Raw genomic sequence first — 4,625 nt, forward strand, 5'->3', positions numbered from 1 at the left:
GAATACACCGGAAACCCCGTCACCTGATAACACGAAGAAGTTTATTGAACTACTTAGCCAGTATCAGACACGACTGGTGATGGTTGGACATACCCATGTTAACGATGTGGCACAAGATACCATTCCAGGTGCTAACCATGTAACGACTGTTTCAAGTGCTTATACGATTGATCAGTCACCGAACGGATTCCGGATGGTTTCTTTCCAGGGCGACCACAAGAATGCAAACTATAAGATGTATGACGTTAAACAAAGCGCATCGATTGTCCATCCAGCGGCCGGAAGCGATGTTCCAAAGGGCAAAGTGGACATATTGGTAAATGCCTATAATACGACAAGCAATGTCTCTAAAGTGGAATACAGAGTAGATGGCGACTCATGGAAAAAACTGAAACAAAGCAGCGGAATGGCCTGGTTTACCCAATGGAATGCTAAAAAAGCATCAAAAGGCAAGCATGCCATAGAAGTTAGGGTAACCGACGATGCAGGAAAGGTTTGGGTTAAAAACAACACGTTCAACATCGTAGACTCTCAGCCTATCTCACCTAAGGGCGGTTCTGACTGGACGATGTTCCATGGCAATGCCCAGCATACCGGAGAGACAAAAGATACACTCGAAGCGGGTATGCGATTAGGTTGGACCTACCGGACACCAGGTACGATTCTTACCTCCTCCCCTGCCATTGCAAATGGAATGGTTTATATCGGGACACGTGATGAAAACGGCACGGACCAAATTGCTATCCATGCGGTTGACCTGGAAACCGGCCTAAAGAAATGGGCAGTAAAAGCAGATGCCCAGGTCCAAGCATCCCCAGCAGTAGCAGACGGAGTCGTTTATGCGAATTCGATTCGCGGCACACTCTATGCGATGAATGCAAAAACCGGGGAAAGGATTTGGGAAAAATCCGTTGGCAAGGATCAAGTACAGAGATCCTGGATGTATTATTCTCCAACAGTAGCCGATGGAGTCCTATACCAGGCATACAGCACAGGCAGCGGTGGTGCAATCATGGCGCTTGATGCCAAAACCGGCGAACAATTATGGAATGCTCCTTTAGCAGGCGGCTGGATCGTTGAATCCACACCTGTAGTACAAGATGGCAAGGTATTTGTTGGTGCAGACGGCGGCTGGCTGATCTCTCTTGACGCTACTACAGGCAAGGAAATCTGGCGCAAAAAACCAGCAGGCGGCTGGATGCACTCCATGCCTTCCATCTCAGATGGCCGTGTGTTTATGGGGTACCAGGGCGGTTTAATCGTCTCACTCGACGCCTCGACAGGCAACGAGCTATGGCGCTATAAGAGCTCCGATAAATCCTACATTCATGGTCAGGCAACTGGTTCCTCCCCTGCTGTAGCGGATGGAGTCGTCTACATGGGATTCCCTGACGGAAACGTTGCTGCAATAGACGCGGGCACAGGTTCTTTAAAATGGAAATATCGTACGGATGGCGGAATCATTTCATCAGCGGCCGTTAGTGGAGAAACCATCTTCATCGGTTCCAACGACGGAAAGCTTTATGCGCTTGACCGAATAACAGGACAGCCATTATGGCATCATGAAATTGGAGCTTGGGTGGCATCTTCCCCTGCGATTTCAGGAAATACGCTTGTTGTTGGTGCTCATGATGGAAACCTTTATGCATACACACCTGGAGGAAAATCTGCCCAAAGATGGCCGCGAGTAACTGGTAAGGTGACGGATGCTGATACCGGAAAACCGGTATCCGGTGCGACCGTTGTAGCGACCGATACCGAGGGGAACCGCCAGACTTCAGTAGCCAATGCTGATGGCCAATACCTAATCGGATTAAAGCCAGGCAAATATACTCTTTCTACAAAACGAAGAGGGTTTCATTCAGACACTTCTCTTACTGTCACGATGGTAGAGGGGAAAAATGAAACGAAGGAACTAAAGCTAAACGCTATCACCGAGCCGATTGCAGGAGAATCTCAGGAAGCTCCAGATTTTCATGCAGGAAGCACCCGCTTGGACGCAACAACAGGCAACCCGTACCATTACATCATCAATAACAAGGTAGAGGCGACCATCTCTACACAAGTGGCTGCCAATAATCAGGCAGGTACTTTCCAGCCAGGATGGCTAGGCGACCTTGCCCTACAGGATGATAATGCCATGGAAACCTTGGATTGGAGCGAGTTAATCCTTTCACCGACTATGAATGATCCACAAGTTCCATGGAACCGTTCTGGAGAATGGCTGTCTCTTCCTAAAATCGAGACCTTAGGAAACGCAATAAAAGCTTCCGGAGAAGCACAAATTGATCCGTCCATCAAGACGTCGGTCACCTACCAATTGCTTCCGGATGCACCGGTGGCCAAGCTAACCTTGGAATTAGAAAATACCGGAACAAAAGATTTCAAAGGATACTTCCAATATTTACTCGATCCAGACAGTTCTGATGACACGGCAATAGTTCCAGGTTTTGCAAACGTTAATCCCGGCTTCAAGACTTCCGGATGGACGGGGAATTATGTGTATGATGGGCCTAAAACCGCTATAAACAGCCCGGCACATGGGATTGCCTGGGTCAAAGACAAACCAACTGGGATCAGTGCCTTCGGTTATATTTTCGGTGCCTCCTTTGATGCAAGTGTAGCAGCAGGCGAAAAACGGACAATCAGCTGGTACCACATCACCGACTATCCTGCCGAAGGAACGAACCCCGCAGCTAATATTGAGCGGTGGGCAACACAGCTGGAAACATTGGATCCAAATGCAGCAGAGTAATCTATACATCCACTTTTACTTGACTGTTTTATAGTTTGATAGAATACTCATTAAATTGACCCTAATGAAAAGGAGTGCCGGAGTTTTCGGCACCCCTTTTTTAAGTGAATGTTGGGCAGTAAATGTTTTATTTGAAAGGGGATGCCCTTGCACATTGGTTGACATACTTCCGGATGAGGAAGTGATCACCTTCAGTTAAAAGTTGAACTAGGGGACATCAGGAAGGTAAACAAAAAAACCGAAGGCGCGACAACGCAAACGGCTTAAAGAAAAGAACGCCCCCTATTGCCACTCCGCACTAACCCGCCATAATCACCCTCTGCATTAACTATCAAATGCTACTATAGTGAAGTCATTAACTTCATTACCATTAAGAAAAAGCTCCGTGTAAAGGCAGCTTAAACTAAGCAGTTAGCCATCCATGTAGCGCAAAACCAGGCTACTACACAAGATGCTGTTTTTAAATAAAGTCACGATGTTTTTAAAAAAGACGCGATGTTTTGAATAAAATCGCGACGTTTATAAAAAAGTAGCGATGTTTTGCCCCTTTGGATCTGTTTATATAAAGGGGTGTTTTTATAGTGAAAAGTGAAAAGAAGTTCTGAACGGAAAGCGCGGATTAAGGAACTATTGAGTAGCAATAAAGTTACTCAACTAAAGGGCCATTTAATTGAATAAATCTAACCGTTTCTAGAGGAAACGGTTAGATTTACGAGAGAAAGTTTATTCACTCGTATTTTTTTAAAACAATAGCCGCATTATGACCTCCAAAACCAAATGAGTTAGATAGCCCCATATTTATTTTCACTTGGCGAGCAACAGACGGTACATAATCTAGATCACATAATGGATCAGGATTTTCTAAGTTAATTGTTGGAGGAACTATCTCTTCCTTTATGCTCATTGCTAAAGCAATTGCTTCAACTCCACCAGCTGCCCCTAACATATGACCAAGCATAGATTTATTAGCTGTTATTGGAATCTGATAAGCTAGCTTTCCAAATAGCTGCTTAATAGCCATCGTTTCAGAGATGTCCCCCACTTTTGTACTTGTTGCATGGGCACTAATAACATCAATTTCCTCAGGAGATATATTGGCATTTTTTAAAGCTGATCTCATTGCAAGATTGGCCCCTCTACCTTCTGGGTGTGTAGCTACCATATGGTGTGCATCTGAACTTGCACCATATCCAATGACTTCTGCATAAATCTTTGCCTCTCTACGTAAAGCATGAGATAAGGATTCTAAGATTAGAATTCCAGCTCCTTCTGACATGACAAATCCATCTCGATTTTCATCAAATGGACGACTAGCTTTAGTTGGATCGTCGTTTCTTGTTGATAATGCTGTAGCATTACCAAAGCTTGCTATTGATAAGTCTGTTATAGCTGCCTCTGTTCCACCCGCAAACATAACGTCAACTTCTCCAGAACGGATTAGTCTAAAGGCTTCTCCGATAGCTGTATTTCCAATTGCACATGCGGAAACAGGAGACATAGAAGGTCCCATGGCGTTCCATTGGATACTAATTTGTGCAGCAGCAGCATTAGAAATCATGGCAGGTACTAGAGTTGGGCTGACTCTTCTTGGTCCCTTCTGTCTAAGCGCATCAATATTTTCAATTAAGGTTTCAAGTCCCCCTATACCTGAACCTACGTATACGCCTAACCTTTCTCCGTCTATACGTTTGAGGTCTAACTCAGAGTCTGTCCAAGCTTGTTCGGCTGCAGCCAAAGAAAATTGAGAAAAGCGATCTAAACGTCTTGCTTCTTTCTTTCCAAAAATTTCATCTGCATCAAAATCTCGTATGACACCTGCAATTTTTGCCTTATGATTAGTAACATCAAATGTATCAATAAGGGATATACC

The 4,625-nt window shown here is 44.8% G+C and carries 2 protein-coding genes; one reads left to right on the plus strand and one right to left on the minus strand.

Going from position 1 to position 4,625, the window contains the following annotated elements:
• On the plus strand, nucleotides 1–2,755 hold a 2,755-nt coding region (locus AC1DSB_RS14775; RefSeq protein WP_477586987.1), incomplete at its 5' end, for an outer membrane protein assembly factor BamB family protein.
• A 727-nt stretch (nucleotides 2,756–3,482) separates the two neighbouring features.
• On the opposite strand, the gene fabF is transcribed toward AC1DSB_RS14775, so the two are convergent.
• On the minus strand, nucleotides 3,483–4,625 hold a 1,143-nt coding region (gene fabF, locus AC1DSB_RS14780), incomplete at its 5' end, for a beta-ketoacyl-ACP synthase II (protein WP_477586988.1).

The sequence above is a fragment of the Paenisporosarcina sp. P4_E4_2 genome, assembly GCF_056401595.1.